This is a genomic window from Rhodococcus sp. IEGM 1341 (genome assembly GCF_030056895.1).
Lineage (GTDB): Bacteria > Actinomycetota > Actinomycetes > Mycobacteriales > Mycobacteriaceae > Rhodococcoides.
Genome location: NZ_JASHKV010000001.1, coordinates 1,519,432 through 1,537,618, shown reverse-complemented (window position 1 = coordinate 1,537,618; position 18,187 = coordinate 1,519,432). Strand labels below are relative to the sequence as shown.

Below are 18,187 nucleotides of genomic sequence, written 5' to 3'. Positions count from 1 at the left end.
ATCGTAGCTGCATACTGGACGCATGCCGGAATTACCCGAGGTGGAAGCCCTTGCCGGCTTTCTGCGCGAGCATGCCGTCGGAGCCGTGATCGGCCGAATCGACATCGCTGCGCTGAGCGTTCTCAAGACATTCGATCCGCCGATCACCGAGCTGCAGGGCAAGGACGTCACCGATGCCGCCCGCTTCGGAAAGCACCTGGCGCTCCGAGCCGGTGACCTCTGGCTGATCACCCATCTCTCGCGTGGAGGATGGCTGCGGTGGGTGGACAACCCCAGCGCCGCGCCGCCGAAGCCGGGCAAAGGGCCCCTCGCGCTGCGGATCCACTTCTTCACCCCCGAGGGAGCGACGCCCGCGATCGATCTCACCGAAGCGGGGACCAAGAAACGGCTGGCGGTGTGGGTGGTACGCGATCCGCAACAGGTGGCGAGTATCGCCCGGCTCGGACCCGACGCGCTGACGGTCACCGAGCTCGAATTCGCCGAGATCCTCAGCAGCACCACCGCGCGACTGAAGACTTCGTTGGTGGATCAGTCGCTGTTGGCCGGCATCGGCAATGCCTACTCGGACGAGATACTGCACGTGGCGAAGCTCTCGCCGTTCGCATCGTCGAGCAAGCTCGATTCCGAGGCCGTCGGGGCGCTGTACGCGGCAATGCGCTCGGTGCTGTCCGACGCGGTGGCCCGCTCGGCCGGGCAGGATGCGGCGCGTCTGAAGGGGGAGAAGAGATCGGGGATGCGCGTGCACGCCAGGACCGGACTTCCGTGCCCGGTGTGCGGCGACCCGGTCCGCGAAGTCGCCTACGTCGATCGCTCTTTTCAGTATTGCGCGACGTGTCAGACGGCCGGCAAGATTCTTGCCGACCGTCGCATGTCGCGACTGCTCAAGTGACGGGCTCGAGCTTCTGGCTGTCGTAGCCCCGGTAGCCTTCCCACGCCTTGCGACGGTCGCTCCGTGGGTCCTTCTGTACCCGCGTGCGGGTGTCGAAGATCAACGTCTTGCGGTCGGTCTCGTTGTACTCCGGCCACGATTCGAGGGGTTTTCCGTTGGTGGCGAACGCAATCCAGTTCGACTGGACCTGCTCGGTGACTTCGGCGAAGGCCTTCCGCCCGCCTGCCAGCGTCAGCGCCTTGCCGAACAGTGTTTCGCTGATGCCGAACACGGCGAACAACTCGAAGCCGTGGGTGGCGTCGAATCCGAGCAGCTTCATCGACCGCGGGGCGAAGTCGAACCGGTAGAAGTACGTGGGTGCATGACGCGAATGTCCCTCGGCCACTTCGAGCGAGGGCTTCCAGAAGGTGAAGTCGCCGCCGAAGTCGATGGCTGCCCGCTCGTTGGGATAGCCCCGGTAGCCTGAAGTGACCACGGCCTCGGCGTCGGGATCGGTGAGCGAGAACAGCTTGGTGATGCGCTCGGGGTTGGTGGGCAAAGCGTCGAGGAACTTCGGAAACAGTGTTCCCTCACGGGCATTGGTGCCGATGATCAGCGGGACGCGGTGCGCCGTTCCGTTCGCGTATGCCTCGACCGGGCTGACCGGGAGGAAGTCGCCGTCGATCACCGGGCCGAACGGGAGCAGCCCCGGGGTGCGGTGCAGGGTGGTGAGGCCGAGTTTGGTGCCCGCCCGGCCGAGCCGGAGCACCTCGGCGTTGTCGAGGGTCTCGGTGGCGGTCTCGACCGTGCCGCCGAGGTAGCCGACGTACTCGCGCGCCCACTGATCGGCGCGCTCCTTGGTGGCCGTCATTCCCGGGGCAGAGCTTTCGGAAATGGCTTGCGCGAACAGGCCTTTCGCGGCGGGAACGGTCATGAGAGTGGTGACGGCATTGCCGCCTGCGGACTCGCCGAAGATGGTGACGTTGTTCGGATCGCCGCCGAAGTTCGCGATGTTGCGCTGCACCCATTCCAGCGCCGCAACCTGATCCCGCAAGCCCAGGTTGGAGTCGAACGGCCGCTCGGGAGTGGAGAACTGGGACATGTCGAGGTACCCCAGTGCGCCGAGTCGGTAGTTGACCGACACGTAGATGATGCCGTCGCCGTCCTTCAGCGAGCGGCGTACCAGAGAGCCGCCGCCGTACAGCGGGGTCGCCGATGTGCCGAGCGTGTAGGCACCACCGTGGATGAACACCATGACCGGCCGCGGGCTCGCGCTGGGTGTGCTCGGGGCCAACACGTTGAGCGTCAGGCAGTCCTCGCTCGACGGTTGGTACTTGCCCACTGCGAGCATCGTGCCGCGCTTGTGCTGAACGGAGGCATTGCCCCACTCGGTGGCGTCGCGCACACCCGACCAGGGCTCGGTGGGTTGGGGCGCTCTGAAACGAAGCGGTCCGACGGGCGGGGCGGCGTAGGGAATGCCTCGCCAGGTGGTCAGATCACCCACCGGCTTTCCCTCGATGATGCCGTCCGATGTGGTCACGCGGGTCGTCACAGCCATGTCGCGAGTGTACTGATCTCTCCTTACCCGCGGGTAAGAACAGCGGGGGACGGGCACACGGCAGACTCGAAGGCATGTCCTTCGAGTACCGCGCCGAGATCGTGCAGCTGCTGCGAGCGCCCACACACGCCTATTTCGGCAGATCCAAGGACGGCCCGGCCGACGTACCGACGGACCTGCCGGAGAGTGTCCAGATCGTGGCCCACAAGGGCATCCGGGGCGATCGGTTCTTCGGCGTGCGGGCGCATACCGAGGCGGCGGTGAGCTTTCTGGCCGTCGAGGCCTGGGAGGCAGTGGGGGATGTGCTCGGCGTCGAGGTCCCCGACCCGGCCGTGGCCAGGAGAAACGTCGTAGTGCGTGGGCTCGAGCTCGACCCGTTGCGAGGTCTGGAATTCGAGCTCGACTCCGGTGACGGCTGGATCCGCTTTCGCGGTGGGCGACCGGCCCACCCCTGCGCGTGGATGGACCGGATGGTCGTCGACGGTGCCCGCAAAGCGTTGATCGGTCGCGGCGGGCTTCGCGTGGAACCGTTGTCCGACGGGATCTTGCGGGTCGGCGAGGTGGCGGTGCGCTCGCCGGTCGAACTCGACGCCTCGCGAGCTGCGCTGTCGGTTCGGCGCGCACAGCCCATCTGACGCCAAGTCGGGGTCACTCTTGCTCACGAAGTAAATCTGTGCCCATAATGTGAGCAATGGTGCGACGCATCACACCGGTCCGTCTTCGATGGCGACGGTCACTCTCTCTGGTGGGAAGAACTGCCGATGTCCGACATGTGGATCGTGATCAACACCGTCGTCGCTGTGCTGGCGGTGGTGGTCTTCATCGTTCGTTTTCACTTCAATCCGGTGATCTCGCTGGTTCTCGGGGCCGCGTATCTGGGTCTGGCGACAAAGCTCGGAGTGTCGACCACCGTCGACACCATCACGGGCGGATTCGGCGAGATCATGGCCGAGGTGGGGCTGCTCATCGCCTTCGGAGTCCTGATGGGCTCGGTGCTGCAGGAGATGAGCGCCATCCAACGACTCGTCGGCACGTTGCTGAAAACGTTCGGGCCCAAACGACTCCCGTACGCGTTGTCGCTGACCATCGCGACCGTGCTGCAGTCCATCTTCCTCGACGTCTTGCTGGTGATCTCCGCTCCGCTCGCCCGCAACCTCGCCCCCAAGATCGGCAAGTACGGTACGGCGAGAATGGCTACAGCACTGGCCATCTCGCTCGAATGCGGCATCGTGTTCATGGTCCCCGGTGTCGCGACGCTCGCGCTGGCCGGACTGCTCGGAGTGCCCCTGGGCAAGATGATGATCTACGGATTGATCCTGATCGTTCCCGTCGTCGTGCTGTCGGTGGCCATCATGTCGTTCGTCTTCCGACACGGCTGGTGGAACGAGGAGAAGGACGAGCAACAGATCGCCGTAGTCGAGCAGCCTGTGGTTCCCGAGCCTGCCGATTCCGACGACGAGCCCCTCGAAACCGGAGGTGGCGTGGCGCAGAAGGTGCGAACCGAGAAGCAGACGTCGCTGCTGGTGTTGCTCTCGCCGTTGCTGCTCGCGCTCGTTCTCATCGCAGTCGGAGCGGTTCTCGAAGTCGCCGAAATATCGGTTCCGGTGGTCGAATTCATCGCCAGCCCGGTCATCGCGCTGCTCATCGGCTTGGTGGGGACCTGCCTCATCGGCCGCTATCACGTCGGTCAGGCCCGGGTGGAGAAGGCTCTCGCCCGTGGTTTCGCCGAGAGCGGTCAGATTCTCATCCTCACCGGTGTCGGTGGTTCGCTCGCGGCCGTCATCAACGAGGCGGGTCTCGGCGACATCCTCGGCCAGTACTTCACCGCCAGCACCGCGGCTCCGTTGTTGATGGTGTGGGTCATCGCTGCCGCGTTGCACATCGCCGTGGGCTCGGTGACGATCTCGGCCATCACGTCCGCGGGCATCCTCGCCCCGGTCGCTCCGTTGATCGGGCTCGATCCGGTGTTCATCGCGCTCGCCGCCGGTGCCGGATCGCTGTTCGCCGTGCACGTCACCAGCAACACCTTCTGGCTGCTGCAGTCCTTGATGGGACAGTCGACCAGGGGCACACTCAAGACGTGCTCGGTGGGCGTCTCGGTGGCATCGGTCATCGCCATCGCGTTGATCGTGCCGATGAGCTGGATCCTGTGAGCCCTGATTTTGTGAGTATCGAAAGGAACACGATGGCATTGCCGCTCAGCGGAGTTCGAGTTCTCGAGCTCGGCAACTACATCGCCGCCCCTACCGCGGCGCGCATGCTCGCCGATTTCGGTGCCGAGGTGATCAAGGTCGAACGGCCGGGAACCGGAGACGAACTGCGTAACTGGCGGCTCTACTCCGGCACCACATCGATGCTGTATCGCACGATCAATCGAAACAAGAAGTCGATCGTGCTGGACCTGCGTACCGAACAAGGACGCAAGGACGTCGTCGACCTCGCTGCCAAGTGCGACATCGTGTTGGAGAATTTCCGTCCCGGCACGCTGGAGAAATGGGGTATCTCGCCGGAAGTGCTCAGCGCAGCCAATCCCGAATTGATCATCACGCGCATCTCGGCCTTCGGGCAGACCGGCCCCATGTCGCAGCGACCCGGATTCGCCGCTGTCGCAGAGGCATACGGCGGCTTTCGCAATCTCGTGGGTGATCCGGACCGGCCACCGGTCCGAGTGGGAGTCTCGATCGGCGACTCGATCGCCGGACTGTACGCCGCGTTCGGTTGCGTCATGGCACTGTTCCAGCGGCAGACACAGCGTGCGGCGCAGGCACCCGACGAGCAGTCGCCGCTGACGTTGGCGCAGCGTTCCATCGATGTGGCGCTGAACGAATCGATCCTGTCGATGATGGAATCGCTGATTCCGGATTACCTCGCCTACGGAGTCGAACGTGAGCGCACGGGCGGCCGCATGGAGGGCATCGCCCCGTCGAACGCGTACCCGTGCAACGACGGTCACTCGATCATCATCGCCGGCAACGGTGACGCGATCTTCCAGCGCTACATGGAGACCATCGATCGCCCCGACCTCGGAGCCGATCCGGACCTAGCTTCCAACGCCGGCCGATGGCGTCGACGCGACGAGCTGGACGCAGCCATCTCGGCCTGGACCGGATTGCATTCGCGCGAGCAGGCTTTGAAGATTCTCGACGACGCCGGAGTGCCGTCGGGCCCGATCTACACCGCTGCGGACATCGTCGCCGACGAGCAGTACGCCGCCCGCAACATGATTCAGCACTTCTCGGTCGACACCGGAGGCGACAAGCCGACCGACGTCGGATTCGTCGGCGTCGTCCCGGTGATCGGCGACGCGTCCCTGCCGATTCGTTCCGTCGGACCGGATCTGGGCGAACACACCAGGGAAGTACTCTCGACTCTGCTCGGCCGCACCGACGAAGAGATGGGCCTGTAAATGTATCGCTTCGCTCCCGCCGCAGAGTTGCGCGACGTCACGATGCGCGACGGTCTGCAGCTGACCGGCAAGATGCTCCCCACCGATCGCAAGCTCGAGATCATCAGGGCCCTCATCGAACTCGGCGTACCGTCGCTCGAGATCGGGTCGATGGCGCGGGGCGACAAGGTGCCCCCGATGGCCAACACTCTCGAGGTGATCGGTGAGCTCACCGCCGCCGAACTCGCCCGATGCTGGGTGTGGGTCGCCACTCCACGGCATGTGGAGAAGGCCGCTGCCGCTGGGGCTCGCAACTTTCAGTACTGCTTCTCCGCGTCGGACTCGCACAATCAGGCCAACATCGGTCGGACCACCGAGGTGTCCCTGGCCGCGATGCCCGACGCCGTGGACATCACTCGATCGGTGGACGGTGAGATCGAGCTGTGTATCGCGACCTCCTTCACCTGCCCGTTCGAGGGACAGGTGTCGCCGGATCGCGTCATCGAGATAGCCAGCGACGATCGTGCAACCGGGGCAACCGATATCGTCATCTGCGACACCCTCGGACAGGCCGTCCCGGTTCAGGTGTCGTCGCTGATTTCTCGGGTGCGTGCCGAAACTCCGGATCGCAGAGTGGTGTTCCACGGTCACGACACCTGGGGCCTGGGCGTCGCGAACACCCTCGCCGCGATCTCGGCCGGAGCCACGATGGTCGACGGTTCGCTCGGCGGGCTCGGCGGTTGTCCCTTCGCGCCGGGGGCCAGCGGCAACACCTCGTCGGAGGACATCCTGTTCGCGACGCGACCGGACTGGTTCGAGCCGAAAACCCTGGCGGCCATGGCAACTCTGTCGGAGGAGCTGCTCACCGAATTGAACGAGCCCATGCGCTCGAAAACCGTTCAAGGTGCACGTTCCGAGGCCCGTGCTTTCGAGTGGGTCGCATGAGTCGAATCCTCGTCACCACCGAGATCCCCGCGCCGGGCATGGATATCCTGCGCGCCGCAGGAGAAGTGGACCTGCGGGAAGTCGATCACCAGCAGTTGGTCGAGGCCTGCGCCTCGGGTGGGTACTCCGTGGTCGTCTCTCAATTGCGTGATCGGTTCGACGCGGAGTTGCTGGAGTCGGCGTCTCTCGTCGGAATATCCAACTACGCAGTCGGATTCGACAACATCGACATCGCGGCGGCAACCCAGCGGGGCGTCACTGTCGCCAACACCCCCGGGGTGTTGACCGATTCGACCGCGGACATCGCGATGTTGCTGATCCTGTCGACTGCCCGCCGCGCCGTCGAGGCCGATGCGTTCGTCCGTTCCGGCGCGTTCACCGGCTGGGAGCCCGAACTGCTTCTCGGCAGCGATGTCTCGGGCCGGGTGCTGGGACTGGCCGGCTTCGGTCGGATCGCCCGCGCCACTGCGCGTCGGGCATTGGGTTTCGGGATGACGGTCAAGTTCTGCCCCCGCCCGCCCGGCGATCGCGAGGTCTCCGAGAACGAGCTCGGCGAGTTCGCCGGTCGCGTCGAGCATGCGTCGTGGGACGAGATCGTCACCTCCAGCGACTTTCTGTCCCTCCATGTTCCGCTGTCGGATTCCACGCACCATCTGGTGGACACCGCCGTACTCGGGGCGATGAAGCCGTCGGCGATCGTGATCAACACCGCGCGCGGACCGGTGGTCGACGAGGCAGCTCTGGTGACCGCACTTCGCGAGGGCGCCGTTGCCGCAGCGGGATTGGACGTCTACGAGCGTGAGCCGGCCCTCGAGCCGGGCCTCGCGGAGCTGCCCAACACGGTGTTGCTTCCGCATGTGGGGAGCGCGACGGTGTCGGTGCGTTCGGAGATGGCGCGGCTGTGCGCAACCAATGCAGCGGCGATGTTCGGTGGTTCGATGCCGCCGCATCCGGTGAATCCCGACGCCTGGTCTCACGCGGGGTAGCGGCCGCCCAGGGTTCTCGTGATCTGTTCGGCATGGGAGATCAGCAGATCCACCCAGTCCTCGCACTGCGACTGCGGCATCCGCAGCGTCGGACCGCTGATGGTGACGGCACCGACGATGTCCGCGGCCGAATCGAACACCGGCGCAGACAGTCCCGAGGCACCGGTTTCGCGCTCGCCGGTGGTGATCGCGTACCCGTCGGCTCTGGTCTGCGCCAACAGCGTTCGCATCGTCTCTGCCTCGGTCACCGTCTGCTCGGTCAACGATTCGAGTTCGCGAGACAGGACGCGCTCGGCGAGCTCGTCGTCCCAGGCCAGCAGGACGCGGCTGGCCGATCCTGCGCTGAGCGGGATGACCTTGCCGACGTACATGTCTCGGCGCAGGGCATGCCGCGTCTCGGCGATGGCGACGCACACGCGGTAGTTCTGTTCGGGCCGAAAGAAGCATGCGGTCTCGGTCGTCAGGTCTCGCATGTCCTTGAGCACGGGGTTGACGACCGACAGCACGTCGAGGTCCTTGGTGGCCGTTGCGGCCCAATAGGCCATGCGGACCCCGATGCGAATGCGGTCGCCGCTCCGATCCAGAAATCCCTGCTGCACAAGGTTGGTCACGAGACGCTGCACCGTCGAGGTCGGCAGGCCGGTGGTCTGTTGGATCTCACCGAGGGTCATGGACGGACGGTCGAACGAGAAGGCGTCGAGAATCTCGGTGATCTTGCCCAGCACCAGAAGCGGTTGCTGCTTCGACGCACTCTCGGTGTTCACCCGTCCAATCTACTCGGCCACGCGATCCGCGAGGCGATTGTGCCCGAGCGCGTACTCAGCGTCGAGATTCGAGCAGCCGCAGCCAGATCTCGCTGACCGTCGGGTACGACGGCACCGCATGCCACAGGTCGTCGAGCGAAACCTTGCCGACCACAGCCACCGTGGCTGCATGCACCAGCTCGGCCACACCCGGCCCGACGAAGGTTGCGCCCACGATCGTGTCGGTGGCGCGGTCGATCACCAGCTGCGCTCGCCCCGAGTAATCGTCCTGTTGCAGAGACGAACCCGCGACTGCGATGTCCTGGGCCACGATCTCGACGTCGATGCCTTCTTCTCGGGCCTTGGCCTCGGTCAGTCCGACGGATGCCACCTCGACCGGCGTGAACACCACCTGGGGGATCTGGCCGTGATCCGCTGATGCGCGGAATCGCTTGCTGTCCAGCGGCTTGCCGTCGGCCCTGGCGGCAATGACGTCACCGGCCACTCGGCCCTGATACTTGCCCATGTGTGTCAGCGGCGCTCGGCCGTTGACATCGCCCACCGCGTAGAGCCAGTCGTGGCCGGGAACGGTCAGATGATCGTCGACGTCGATGTAGCGCCCGTCCTCGAGTCCGAGGCTCGACAGTCCTAGGTCGGAACTCGCCGGAGTACGTCCCGCAGCAACGAGCACTTCATCGGCGACGATCTCGGTACCGTCGACGACGAGACGGACAGTGCCCCCGTGGATTCGGCCGATGCCGGTGTCGGCCGGGTTCTCTCGTGACACCGTCTCGAGGGAGGCGTCGAGCATGATTTTCGCGCCTCGCTTCGTCAGAGCCTCGGCGACGAGTTCACCGGCGAACGGTTCGGAACCGGCCAGCAGCGACGATCCGCGCACGATCATTGTGACCTTCGCGCCGAGCGAGAGCAACCAGGTGGCCGCCTCCGTGGCGACGACGCCACCGCCGATGACGGCGATGTGACCGGGGGTCTCGTGAATGTTGGTGGCATCGCGGGAGATCCACGGCAGGGCATCGCGCAGGCCGGGTGTGTTCGGTACGGATGCGGTGGTTCCGGTGGCGAGAACAACAGCGTGACGGGCTGTGAGTGTGCGGCCGTCGACCTCGACGGTTCTCTCCCCGGTGAGGCGACCGTGGCCACGGATCACCGAGATGCCGGCCGACTCGGCCCACGCCACCTGCGAGGAGTCGTCGAGACCGTGGGTGAAGGATTCGCGTCGGGCCAGGACGGCGTCGGCGTCGAGGGGTTGATCGCCCACCAGTTCCTTGACGCCCGGCATGTTTCGTGCGGTGTCGAGAACCTCGCTGGGGCGCAGCAGTGCCTTGCTCGGCATGCATGCCCAATAGGAGCATTCACCACCGAGAAGTTCGTGCTCGACGATCGCCGCGGTGCGGTCGCTGCCTGCGATGGCGTACTGGGCGGCATTCTCGCCGACCGGTCCACCGCCGATGACGATGACATCGAATTCCGAGCTTTCTGAGGCCATTGCTCCACAGTGACATAGGCTCGCCGCTTATGGCGACCACTCGGAACAAGATTCTGATCACCGGAGCGAGCTCGGGACTCGGTGAGGAAATGGCGCGACGGTTCGCAGGCATGGGCCGGGATCTGGCGCTCTGTGCGCGTCGGGTCGAGCGGTTGGACGACCTTCGCGCCGAGTTGATGCACCACAACCCGAACATCACCGTGGCGGTCCGGGCGCTCGACGTCACCGATCACGATGCGGTCGGTGAGGTGTTCGGAAAATTACGAGACGAATTGGGTGGACTCGATCGAGTGATCGTCAATGCCGGGCTCGGCAAGGGTTCGAAGATCGGGACCGGGCGAGCCGAGGCCAACCTGCAGACCGCCCACACGAACTTCATCGGGGCGCTGTCGCAGGCCGAGGCGGCCCTGTCGATCTTCCGAGCACAGAAACACGGGCACCTGGTGTTCGTCTCGTCCGTCAGCGCCGACCGGGGACTGCCGGGGGCCAAGGCGACCTACTCGGCGAGCAAAGCCGCAGTGGCCTCGCTGGGTGAATCGTTGGCGACGGAACTGTCGCGAACCGACATCGCCGTCACCACCCTGCTGCCCGGCTTCATCGCCACCGACATGTCGGCCAACGCGGGTGACAGTGCCGCTCTCACAGCCACTCTGGACGAGGGAGTGTCGGCAATGGTCGACGCGATCGAGAGCGAAACCCGGCGCGCCGCGCTACCGGGACTCAAGTGGCGGGGCATCGACGCGGCGCTGCGGTTCCTACCGAATGCGCTGACGGATCGAATGGTCTAGGTTCCGGGGTTCACTGCAGGTATCCCTCGACCCGGTCGACGCTGTTGGCGGTTGCCGCGTCTGGGTTCTTGCCTGCATCGATACGCGCCCTACGCTGACGGAGCAGGTCCCAGCACTGGTCCAGGGCGTGCTCGAGGGAGGCCAGTTGGGCCTTCTCGGTGTCCGGGTCGACGTCCCCGGACTGGGCTTCGGTGCGGAGCTTGTGCTCGGTGGCGATGAGCTGCTGGATCTTGGTGTGGATATCGTGCTCGTTCATGGCGACAACGCTAGACCTACCAGGGTTTGGCGGCCAGGTTCCGCGTCGCAAGTGCTCGCTGCAGGGCCGCGGTGAGCTCGGCCGGCGATCCGGCCAGGGCGTCATCGGTGCACACCAGCGAGAGCGTGTAGTTGCCGTCCAGTCGGGAGAGATAGGTGGACATTCGGATCGTCGACAGTGCGCCCGACGGGTTCGGATGGATCGCCCGCGTGGCCAGTCCGCACGATCGGTGCGAGCCGAGGGCAGTGATGCCGTCGGGAATGTCGCCGATGTTGGAGCACAACACTTCTCCGCGTCCAGGCGTCGACGTCAGCTTCGCGGCGACGCGGTGGGGGAGCAGCTGGACGATCTCGGGTGGATAGCCTGCCGGAGCTCCGACCGGCTTGCCGAACGCCTCCTTGCAGGCTGCTCGGATGGCCGCGGGCGAGTCGTCTCCGCGGACGGCGACGGTGGCCATGCCGATCGCATTGGCATCACCGGACCCGGTGCGGAAAGGAATGTCGACGGTCACTGCGGGAGAACCGAGTTCGCTCATCGTGGCGGCGACGACGGAGACGAACAGCGAATTGGCCGATCCGCCGACGCGTCGGGCAGCCGAATCCCACTCTGCAGCATCGACATCCACGATCACCGACGTCATTCTGTTCGCGTGGTGCGGTGCGATACCGCCGCTGTCGGCGGTGGTGAACGCTCGCAATTCGGCCCGGGCTTTCTTGCTGACCCACAATCTTGCCGTCGCCGCGATGGAGCGTAGGAGGACGGTGACGATCATCGCGAGCGCATCCTTCACATCCGAGCCCGGGTGCAGCACATGCACCGGTACCGATCCTGAGAATGCTTGTGCCGCAGCGTCGATGAGCTCACGAGCATCGGCCAGCGCGTGCGAACACACCAGGGACAGCACGGTTCCCCCGTGTGCAACGGGCGCGGCCGTCAACCGCCAGCCGGGCCCGTACTGCGGATCGAGTCGAACGTCTGCCTGCGCGTCGGCCCAGCCGATGATGTCGTCGACCGCGTCGGTGCCGTACTCGAGGGGAAGCGACTCGGATGAGATGTCCCATCGAAGTCGTGCCCCGGGGATGCGGGGCTTGCCGACTCGACGACCGAGCTGCCCTACAGCCAGTTCGTCGTGGATCCTGTCGAGTTCTTCCCTGCTCACCGTCTCGGTCGTGCGCCAGATACCTTGCAGTGCAATGGGAATTCCGTAGCCGCGGTGGGTCCGGAGAAATATCTCGTCGATCACCGACAGGCGCGTGGACTTCACGGACTCGGGGTGCCGTGACGTCCCGCGCCCGAGACGAACTTGCTCGCGCCGGTGAGTGCGTCGGCGGTGATCGAGATGGCTCCGTGCCGAAACTCGTTCTTCAGCGCTGCCTCCTCGTCGAGGCCGTCCTGTTCGAGGACGGACAGGCGATCCTCGCGCATGCAGGTCTGAGGTAGCAGGGCGAGTTCGGCAGCCAGGGCCTCCGCCTCGGAGCGAGCTCGCCCCACCGGAACGACTCGGGTGATCAGTCCGATGTTCAGAGCTTCCTGCGCATCGACTGCGCGACCGGTGAGGACCATGTCCATCGCCCGGCCGGTTCCGACGATACGCGGCAATCGCACTGTGCCGCCGTCGATCAAGGGAACACCCCAACGTCGGCAGAACACGCCGAACGTCGCGTCGTCCTCGGCGATACGGAGGTCGCACCACAGTGCGAGTTCCAGTCCGCCCGCCACGGCGTACCCGGAGACAGCCGCGATGACGGGCTTGGACAACCGCATTCGCGTCGGACCCATCGGGCCGTCGCCGTGTTCGGTGGCGTGGTTGGAGCGCGATGTCCCGAGTGCCTCGAGATCGGCTCCCGAGCAGAACGTGCCGCCTTCGCCCCACAGCACGGCCACCGACGCGGACTCGTCGGCGTCGAACTCCTCGAACGCCTGGGTCAGCTCCTGGGCGGTCGGGCCGTCGACAGCGTTCCGCACCTCAGGGCGCGACAGGACGATTGTGGTGACGGGGCCTGATCGTTCGATCCGTACCGACATGTCTGTGAACCCTACTCGAGTTCTCTTGCGTGAAGCAGTGAATCAGTGCTTCAATCCTTGTATGCCCTATCGACGGACGCCCGCGGTGCAGGCCAGGCTCGACGCCGGTCGTGAAAAACTGTTCGACGCTGCCATCGAGGTGCTCTCGACGCAGGGCTACGCAGGTCTGTCGATCGCCTCGGTCGCCGCGGCAGCAGGGGTGTCCGCCGGCAGCGTCTACACGCACTTCGAGGGCAAGTCGGATCTGGTCGTCGCCATCTTTCGCGAGGTCTGCAGCCGCGAGGTCGCTGCAGTGGTGGCCGTTTCCGGGCACGGCAGCACCGCCGAGCGGGTCACGGCAGTGGTGCAGACCTTCGCCGGACGGGCCTTGAAGAACCGAACGATGGCGTACGCGTTGTTGGCCGAACCGGTGGACCCGGCCGTCGACGCCGAGCGGTTGGTGTTCCGGCAGAAATTCACCGATGCCTTCGCCGACGCCATCGTGGCCGGCATAGCAGCGGGAGAGATCCCCGAGCAGGACGTGCGCATCTCGGCAGCAGGGCTGGTCGGTGCCGTCGGCGAAGTGCTGGTAGGTCCGTTGTCATCGCAGAACTCGGTGGACGTGATACCGGGTCTGGTCGCATTGTCGTTGCGCACGTTAGGAGTTCGAGATGGACACGCATGAGGTATTCAACCAGGCAGTCGACCTGAGTCCGTTCGACACGTCCCGGACCCGTCGTTGCTCGACGGCGTGGCGCGTACCGGTGGCGGCTGGGCGCTCGACGAGGTTCGGCAGCTGGGAGTCCTCGCCGGTGGAGTGGCGGCACAGGACTGGGGCCGGATCGCCAACGAGAACCCGCCGGTGCTGAAGACTCACGATCGATACGGCAATCGGATCGACGAAGTCGAATTCCACCCGCACTGGCACGATCTGATGACCGTTGCCGTCGAGCACGGGCTGCACGCCAGTCCGTGGGCCGACGATCGCGTCGGTGCTCACGTTGCCCGCGCCGCGAAATTCTACGTCTGGGGGCAGGCCGAGGCCGGGCACATGTGCCCCATCTCGATGACCTACGCCGTCGTTCCGGCGTTGCGGCACAATCCTTCTCTGGCCGCGCAGTACGAGCCGCTGCTGGCCTCGCGAGAATACGACTTCGGGCTGCGTGTTCCGTCCGAGAAGCGCGGACTGATCGCCGGAATGTCGATGACCGAGAAGCAGGGCGGATCCGATGTCCGCGCCAACACCACCACGGCCACTCCGTCGTCGGACGGAACGTACTCGATCACCGGCCACAAGTGGTTCACGTCCGCGCCGATGTCGGACATGTTCCTCACTCTGGCGCAAGCACCCGGCGGGCTGTCGTGCTTCATGCTGCCGCGCGTGCTGCCCGACGGCACTCGCAATCGAATGATGCTGCAGCGCTTGAAGGACAAGCTCGGTAACAAGTCGAACGCATCCGGTGAGCTCGAATACCACGGGGCCACCGGCTGGCTCGTCGGAGAAGAGGGGCGCGGCGTGCGCACCATCATCGAGATGGTCAATATGACTCGGTTGGACTGCGTCATCGGGTCCGCGGCCGGAATCCGCAACGCCACAGTGCGCGCAGTCCATCACGCGCGTCATCGAGCTGCGTTCGGGGCTGCCCTTGTGGACCAGCCTCTGATGCGAAACGTACTGGCAGACTTGACCGTCGAATCCGAGGCCGCCACCGCTGCCATGATTCGCCTGGCGCAGGCCACCGACGGCTCCGCCCGCGGCGACGAGCAGGAGAGTGCGCTGCGCCGAATCGCGTTGGCCGTCACCAAGTACTGGGTATGCAAGAGGGCACCGGCCCACGCCGCCGAAGCACTCGAATGTCTCGGTGGCAACGGCTATGTCGAGGAATCGGGTATGCCTCGGTTGTTCCGCGAATCGCCGCTGATGTCGATCTGGGAAGGCTCCGGCAACGTCGCCGCACTCGATTCCCTACGCGCACTGGCCCGTCAACCCGACAGTGTCGAGGCCTTCTTCGGTGAGATCGGCCAGGCGTCGGGCGTGGATTCTCGCCTGGACGACGCCATCGCCCGCGTCGGCAAGGAACTCTCCGATACCTCCGACATGGAATACCGGGCCAGGCGAGTCGTCGAACTGATGGCCCTGACCTTCCAGGGCGCGCAACTGGTGATGCACGGCAATTCCGCTGTGGCCGATGCCTTCTGCGCCACTCGACTCGACCGTGACTGGGGCATTGCCTTCGGCACCCTGCCCGTCGGCGTCGATACGGAGGCGGTGTTGGCGCGGGTGTAGGGGTATCGGATCTACGCCCCTCGTGGGAATTCGCACCGCCTGTAGGGTGCGCATATTCCTACGAGCGCCGTAGCTGCGGGGAGGGGTAGCTCGGCGTACCGTCCACTCGGCGTGCCGAGGAGCAATGCACGCCGATAGGCAGCATGAAGCCGGTCGATGATGACCTGCGGAGTCGACAAGTCCCGCCAGTCGAATCTGAAGACGGTCCTGCCCTGCTCGGCGAGTCGGTTGTGGCGATTCTTCTCTGCGATGATTGCTTGCCGTGGCTGCGGACCGTACTTGTCTTCCCCGTCGAACTCGGCGATCACCTCGGCCAGGTCGGGAAACAGGAAGTCGGTACGGGCGATGCGTCGACCGTCTTCGTCGAAGACCGTCTGATTGGACAGCGGAGTCGACACTGTCTGCAGGATCAGTCGCGATCGACTTTCGCCGACACTGTCGCTGCGTGCACTCATCGCGCCGATCGCACGTCGAGCGCGTCCGGCACCGCTTCGGTGGTGCGCCGCATCGCAGCATTTCTCGAGTTCGTCGATTGTGGTGAGGCCATGCCGCAATGCCCGATCACCGAGACACACCGCTACCTCGAGTGGATGAGTCCTGGCGACGTCGACGACGGTGCGCGCTGGGCGTGTGACCCGCATACCGTCGAGATGAAGCCACTCGTCGTCCAGTAGATCGGTGCCGTGAAGGAATCGGCGTCGACTGCGCTTGCCCGAGTGGCCCCGAAGAGTGGTCATCGTCACCGTGTCGAGCGGCAAGTTCCACACGTCGAGTCCGAGAACCACCGCTGCGGACACATGGCTGAGGACGACGTCGTCGCCGGAATCGGCATAGGTCGCCTGCGCCAGGAGGGCATGCTGCTGCGCAGAGTCCAGTGTTGCGAATACATCCCCTCGAACGAACCAGCCTCTGCGGATTGCAACGATGGACTTGTGTGCGCGTGCCCGTCGAAGGTCGTCGTCGGTGAAGCCCGACGCGAGTGCATCGGCACGGGTGAATAGCCCACGTTGGTCGAAGTCCATGCTCAATTGGACGCACGGTTGACCTGTTTGGATCCGCTGAGCGCAATCTACGGCCCGTCCAGGAATCCGCACCGCCTGCAGGGTGCGTAAATTCCTACCAGGGCCGTAGATGCGCCACAACTCAGGCCGAACGACCCCGCTGCGCCCGGTACCAGCGCACCAGGGCGTCGGTGGATGAATCCGATTGTGCAGCAGGCGCTTCGGCGTCGGTCAGCACCGGCGTCAGTTCGAGGGCCTGGGTCTTGCCGAGTTCGACGCCCCACTGGTCGTAGGAGTCCACGCCCCAGATGACGCCCTCGACGAAGACCTGGTGCTCGTACAGGGCGATCAACTGACCGACCACCGACGGCGTGAGTTTGGGGGCGAGGATGGAGGTGGTGGGCCGATTGCCGGGCATCACCTTGTGCGGCACCACATCTGCCGGAGTGTCCTCCGCGGCGATCTCTTCGGCGGTCTTGCCGAAGGCGAGCACCTTGGTCTGGGCGAAGAAGTTGCTCATCAGCAGATCGTGCATCGATCCGCTGCCGTCGCGGGTCGGCAGATCGTCGGTGGGCTCGGCGAATCCGATGAAGTCCGCCGGCACCAAACGTGTTCCCTGGTGCAGCAATTGGTAGAAAGCGTGCTGGCCGTTGGTGCCCGGCTCGCCCCAGAAGATCTCGCCGGTCGGCGTGGTGACTGGGGAGCCGTCGGCCTTGACTGACTTGCCGTTGGACTCCATCGTCAGCTGCTGCAGGTACGCGGCGAAACGGGAGAGGTCATTCGAATACGGAAGCACCGCACGGGTTTCCGCGCCGAAGAAGGAGCTGTACCACAGGCCGACGAGGCCGAGCAGTACCGGCGCGTTCTCGGCGAGCGGCGTCGACCGGAAATGCTCGTCGATGCGATGAAAGCCGTCGAGGAACTCGCCGAACGCTTCCTTGCCCACAACGGCCATGACCGACAACCCGATTGCCGAATCGACGGAGTAGCGTCCACCGACCCAGTCCCAGAAGCCGAACATGTTGGCGGTGTCGATTCCGAAGTCCGCGACGCGTTCGGCGTTGGTGGACACGGCGACGAAGTGCTTGGCGACGGCATCTTCACCGAGCGCGTCGACGAGCCAGCGCCTGGCCGCGGTGGCGTTCGTCAGTGTCTCGAGGGTGGAGAACGTCTTGGACGCGATGATGAACAGCGTCGACGCTGGGTCGAGTCCGTCGAGCGCACCGACCAGATCGGCTGGGTCGACGTTGGAAACGAACTTCGCGGAAATCCCCGCGTCGGCGTAATGACGGAGCGCGTTGTAGACCATGACCGGTCCCAGATCGCTACCGCCGATGCCGATGTTGACGACGGTGGCGATCTTCTCGCCGGTGGCACCGACCCATTCGCCCGAACGCACTCGGTCGGTGAATTCGCCCATCGCAGTGAGTACTTCGTGTACGTCGGCGACGACGTCCTGGCCGTCGACGGTCAACGACGCGTCGGCCGGTAGGCGCAGCGCGGTGTGCAGTACGGCGCGGTCCTCGGAGGTGTTGATGTGCTCACCGGCGAACATGGCGTCGCGCTTGCCCTCGACGTCGGCGGTGCGCGCGAGTTCGACGAGCAGTTCGAGGGTTTCGCGGGTGATCCGGTGCTTGCTGTAGTCGATATGAAGATCGGCGGCGTCGAGCGTGAACGTGTGCGCTCGGTCGGCGTCCTCGGCGAACAGCGTCCGAAGATGAGTATCGGCGATCGAGGAGTAGTGATCGGTCAGCTTCTGCCAGGCATCCGTGCCGGTGATATCGACGCTCATACGAACCAACACTAATCCGGTGCCGAGTCATGCGCGCGTCGTTTGTCGTTTGCATCGGGCGCTGCGG

General features: G+C 65.2%; 16 protein-coding genes and 1 pseudogene. 9 read left to right on the top strand and 8 right to left on the bottom strand.

Features of this window, described 5'->3' with window-relative positions; translation table 11 throughout:
• Positions 1 to 22 precede the first annotated feature (22 nt).
• Positions 23 to 889, top strand: coding sequence for a DNA-formamidopyrimidine glycosylase family protein (locus QM615_RS06945; protein WP_149405101.1), 867 nt, complete (start codon positions 23 to 25; stop codon positions 887 to 889).
• Here the strand turns inward: QM615_RS06945 and QM615_RS06940 are convergent.
• Positions 882 to 2,426: a carboxylesterase/lipase family protein gene (locus tag QM615_RS06940; RefSeq protein ID WP_149405102.1), complete on the bottom strand. Its 1,545-nt coding sequence runs from the start codon at positions 2,424 to 2,426 to the stop codon at positions 882 to 884. The genes QM615_RS06945 and QM615_RS06940 overlap by 8 nt on opposite strands.
• 74 nt (positions 2,427 to 2,500) lie before the next feature.
• On the opposite strand from QM615_RS06940, the gene QM615_RS06935 reads away from it, so the two are divergent.
• From QM615_RS06935 to QM615_RS06915, 5 genes are all read left to right on the top strand, one after another.
• A complete protein-coding gene (locus QM615_RS06935) occupies positions 2,501 to 3,061 on the top strand; it encodes a molybdenum cofactor biosysynthesis protein (RefSeq protein WP_149405103.1) in 561 nt (186 codons plus the stop codon).
• 126 nt (positions 3,062 to 3,187) lie between these two features.
• Entirely contained in the window at positions 3,188 to 4,579 is a 1,392-nt protein-coding gene (locus tag QM615_RS06930) for a GntP family permease (RefSeq protein WP_149405104.1), read from the top strand.
• A gap of 32 nt (positions 4,580 to 4,611) precedes the next feature.
• On the top strand, positions 4,612 to 5,832 hold the full coding sequence (locus QM615_RS06925) for a CaiB/BaiF CoA transferase family protein (protein WP_068050101.1): 1,221 nt from the start codon (positions 4,612 to 4,614) through the stop codon (positions 5,830 to 5,832).
• Positions 5,833 to 6,756, top strand: a complete 924-nt coding sequence (locus QM615_RS06920) for a hydroxymethylglutaryl-CoA lyase-like TIM-barrel protein (RefSeq protein ID WP_149405105.1) — start codon at positions 5,833 to 5,835, stop codon at positions 6,754 to 6,756.
• Positions 6,753 to 7,742, top strand: a complete 990-nt coding sequence (locus QM615_RS06915; RefSeq protein WP_283347140.1) for a 2-hydroxyacid dehydrogenase — start codon at positions 6,753 to 6,755, stop codon at positions 7,740 to 7,742. The genes QM615_RS06920 and QM615_RS06915 overlap by 4 nt, the downstream gene beginning before the upstream one ends.
• On the opposite strand, the gene QM615_RS06910 is transcribed toward QM615_RS06915, so the two are convergent.
• Complete coding sequence (locus QM615_RS06910; RefSeq protein WP_262498255.1) at positions 7,730 to 8,506, bottom strand: IclR family transcriptional regulator; 777 nt, start codon at positions 8,504 to 8,506, stop codon at positions 7,730 to 7,732. The genes QM615_RS06915 and QM615_RS06910 overlap by 13 nt on opposite strands.
• A 55-nt stretch (positions 8,507 to 8,561) precedes the next feature.
• Entirely contained in the window at positions 8,562 to 9,992 is a 1,431-nt protein-coding gene (locus tag QM615_RS06905) for a dihydrolipoyl dehydrogenase family protein (protein WP_149405108.1), read from the bottom strand.
• 29 nt (positions 9,993 to 10,021) lie between these two features.
• On the opposite strand from QM615_RS06905, the gene QM615_RS06900 reads away from it, so the two are divergent.
• Positions 10,022 to 10,780 carry an SDR family oxidoreductase gene (locus QM615_RS06900; protein ID WP_149405109.1) on the top strand — a complete coding sequence of 253 codons (759 nt, stop codon included), beginning with the start codon at positions 10,022 to 10,024 and terminating at the stop codon, positions 10,778 to 10,780.
• Between the two features lie 10 nt (positions 10,781 to 10,790).
• Here the strand turns inward: QM615_RS06900 and QM615_RS06895 are convergent, their stop codons facing one another.
• The 3 genes from QM615_RS06895 to QM615_RS06885 are packed head-to-tail and all read right to left on the bottom strand — an operon-like array spanning position 10,791 to position 13,061.
• The gene (locus tag QM615_RS06895) at positions 10,791 to 11,036 is read right to left on the bottom strand and encodes a DUF2630 family protein (protein WP_068050123.1); all 246 of its coding nucleotides are present in this window, start codon (positions 11,034 to 11,036) and stop codon (positions 10,791 to 10,793) included.
• Positions 11,037 to 11,052: 16 nt separating this feature from the next.
• Positions 11,053 to 12,300 (bottom strand): hypothetical protein, encoded by a 1,248-nt coding sequence (locus QM615_RS06890; protein WP_283347139.1) that lies wholly within the window; start codon positions 12,298 to 12,300, stop codon positions 11,053 to 11,055.
• A complete protein-coding gene (locus tag QM615_RS06885; protein WP_149405111.1) occupies positions 12,297 to 13,061 on the bottom strand; it encodes a crotonase/enoyl-CoA hydratase family protein in 765 nt (254 codons plus the stop codon). The genes QM615_RS06890 and QM615_RS06885 overlap by 4 nt, the downstream gene beginning before the upstream one ends.
• A gap of 61 nt (positions 13,062 to 13,122) precedes the next feature.
• Here QM615_RS06885 and QM615_RS06880 point away from each other — a divergent pair, with 61 nt between their 5' ends.
• Both QM615_RS06880 and QM615_RS06875 read left to right on the top strand, forming a co-directional pair.
• Positions 13,123 to 13,725 (top strand): TetR/AcrR family transcriptional regulator, encoded by a 603-nt coding sequence (locus QM615_RS06880; protein ID WP_094639804.1) that lies wholly within the window; start codon positions 13,123 to 13,125, stop codon positions 13,723 to 13,725.
• Positions 13,712 to 15,327, top strand: a pseudogene (locus QM615_RS06875) (acyl-CoA dehydrogenase family protein). Before QM615_RS06880 ends, QM615_RS06875 begins: the two are co-directional and overlap by 14 nt.
• Positions 15,328 to 15,338: 11 nt before the next feature.
• Here the strand turns inward: QM615_RS06875 and QM615_RS06870 are convergent.
• Positions 15,339 to 16,349 carry a type IV toxin-antitoxin system AbiEi family antitoxin domain-containing protein gene (locus tag QM615_RS06870; protein ID WP_188078539.1) on the bottom strand — a complete coding sequence of 337 codons (1,011 nt, stop codon included), beginning with the start codon at positions 16,347 to 16,349 and terminating at the stop codon, positions 15,339 to 15,341.
• A 121-nt stretch (positions 16,350 to 16,470) separates the two neighbouring features.
• Complete coding sequence (gene pgi / locus QM615_RS06865) at positions 16,471 to 18,120, bottom strand: glucose-6-phosphate isomerase (RefSeq protein ID WP_149405115.1); 1,650 nt, start codon at positions 18,118 to 18,120, stop codon at positions 16,471 to 16,473.
• Positions 18,121 to 18,187 lie beyond the last annotated feature (67 nt).

Coding starts and splice junctions, on each gene's coding strand:
- QM615_RS06945 (WP_149405101.1), top strand. CDS start 23: ATGCCGGAATTACCCGAGGTGGAAGCCCTTGCCGGCTTTCTGCGCGAG.
- QM615_RS06940 (WP_149405102.1), bottom strand. CDS start 2,426: ATGGCTGTGACGACCCGCGTGACCACATCGGACGGCATCATCGAGGGA.
- QM615_RS06935 (WP_149405103.1), top strand. CDS start 2,501: ATGTCCTTCGAGTACCGCGCCGAGATCGTGCAGCTGCTGCGAGCGCCC.
- QM615_RS06930 (WP_149405104.1), top strand. CDS start 3,188: ATGTCCGACATGTGGATCGTGATCAACACCGTCGTCGCTGTGCTGGCG.
- QM615_RS06925 (WP_068050101.1), top strand. CDS start 4,612: ATGGCATTGCCGCTCAGCGGAGTTCGAGTTCTCGAGCTCGGCAACTAC.
- QM615_RS06920 (WP_149405105.1), top strand. CDS start 5,833: ATGTATCGCTTCGCTCCCGCCGCAGAGTTGCGCGACGTCACGATGCGC.
- QM615_RS06915 (WP_283347140.1), top strand. CDS start 6,753: ATGAGTCGAATCCTCGTCACCACCGAGATCCCCGCGCCGGGCATGGAT.
- QM615_RS06905 (WP_149405108.1), bottom strand. CDS start 9,992: ATGGCCTCAGAAAGCTCGGAATTCGATGTCATCGTCATCGGCGGTGGA.
- QM615_RS06900 (WP_149405109.1), top strand. CDS start 10,022: ATGGCGACCACTCGGAACAAGATTCTGATCACCGGAGCGAGCTCGGGA.
- QM615_RS06895 (WP_068050123.1), bottom strand. CDS start 11,036: ATGAACGAGCACGATATCCACACCAAGATCCAGCAGCTCATCGCCACC.
- QM615_RS06885 (WP_149405111.1), bottom strand. CDS start 13,061: ATGTCGGTACGGATCGAACGATCAGGCCCCGTCACCACAATCGTCCTG.
- QM615_RS06880 (WP_094639804.1), top strand. CDS start 13,123: ATGCCCTATCGACGGACGCCCGCGGTGCAGGCCAGGCTCGACGCCGGT.
- QM615_RS06870 (WP_188078539.1), bottom strand. CDS start 16,349: ATGGACTTCGACCAACGTGGGCTATTCACCCGTGCCGATGCACTCGCG.
- pgi (WP_149405115.1), bottom strand. CDS start 18,120: ATGAGCGTCGATATCACCGGCACGGATGCCTGGCAGAAGCTGACCGAT.